Source organism: Alicyclobacillus sacchari, assembly GCF_004366795.1.
In the GTDB taxonomy this organism is placed as follows: domain Bacteria; phylum Bacillota; class Bacilli; order Alicyclobacillales; family Alicyclobacillaceae; genus Alicyclobacillus; species Alicyclobacillus sacchari.
Window position 1 is genome coordinate 1 of the sequence record NZ_SORF01000058.1, and the last position, 1,302, is coordinate 1,302.

2 protein-coding genes are annotated in these 1,302 nt (G+C 48.8%); both read left to right on the plus strand.

Features of this window, described 5'->3' with window-relative positions:
• Positions 1 to 69 precede the first annotated feature (69 nt).
• Positions 70 to 357 carry a transposase gene (locus C7445_RS14405; protein WP_067623977.1) on the plus strand — a complete coding sequence of 96 codons (288 nt, stop codon included), beginning with the start codon at positions 70 to 72 and terminating at the stop codon, positions 355 to 357.
• 11 nt (positions 358 to 368) lie between these two features.
• The gene (locus C7445_RS14410) at positions 369 to 1,223 is read left to right on the plus strand and encodes an IS3 family transposase (RefSeq protein WP_067624223.1); all 855 of its coding nucleotides are present in this window, start codon (positions 369 to 371) and stop codon (positions 1,221 to 1,223) included.
• Positions 1,224 to 1,302 lie beyond the last annotated feature (79 nt).

The following is a 1,302-nucleotide window of genomic DNA, read 5'->3' on the forward strand; positions in this document are numbered from 1 at the left end:
TATACTGGCCCCAGAGTCAACCCAGACAGATGACGTGAGGTAAAATAGACGTAGAGAGGTGTTTGACTCATGCCAGGACGTAAGTGGACTGTGGACGAGAAAATGAACATTGTGTTGGAAGGAATGGTTCCCGGGGCGAATATCAGCGAGGTTTGCCGACAGCATGGTGTGGCCCAAAGTCTGTATTACAAGTGGCGTGACGCATTTCTGGCTGGTGGACGAGCAGGGCTTCAGTCAGGTCCTTCTACCCGGGAGCAGGAGTTGGAGAAGCAGTTGCAGGAAGCCATGAGCAAAATTGGCGAGCAAGCTATGGAAATCGATGTGTTGCGAAAAAAATCGAACTGGGGCCGGAAGTAAACAGCCGTTCCTTGGTTGCTCAGCTCGTCAAGGAAGGGTTTCGGGTCCCAGTGATTGCGAAAGCATTGGAGCTGAATCGAACTTATTGTTATAGCTTGTTAAAGGAGCCTGTGAAGAAGGCGAACAAAGCGGTTATAGAGAAAGACGCCCTATTGAAACAGCGGATTCGCCATCTATGCGAGAGATTCCCACGATATGGATACCGTAGAATCAAGGTCATGTTGCGTCGTCAATACAGCATGCAGGTAAACCACAAACGAGTACACCGGCTCATGCGAGAAATGGGATTGTTGGTGAAATCCCCACAGCGAGAAGCTTCCCGAAAGAAGCGATCTGGAAAGATTCCGGTGAGTCAGTCAAACGAACACTTCCAGTGCGATATGACAAAGATTTGGTGTGGTAAGGATGGGTGGGGATATCTATTCGCGGTCATCGATGCGTACGACCGTGAAATTGTGGGGTATTCGTTTTCGCGCTATTGCCGGACAGAGGAATTGCTGCAGGCTGTGGATAACGCATTCAACTACCGATTCCCGAGCGGGGTACGAGGCGCAAACTTAACGCTCAGAACGGACAACGGATGCCAAATGACAAGTCGACGATTCGTACAAGCCATGAAGGACTGCCAGGTGAAACATGAACGGACAGGTTATCACAATCCGGACGCAGATGGCTATATCGAACGTTTCTTCCGTTCGTTGAAGGAGGAAGAAGTTTGGATGCAGGAATACGACAACTTCGCGGAAGCCAAGATCGCAATCAAAACGTATATTGAGTTCTACAACAAAGAGCGCCCGCACTCAGCGTTGGGCTATCGTACACCGCAGGAATTCAGAAAATGGAAGGAATCCAAAGAGGCAGCGTAGACTTGATAATTATCAGAATAGAATGGCGTTATCTCAAAAAATTATGCACATCTGTCTTGACAGAACGGGGTTCAATACG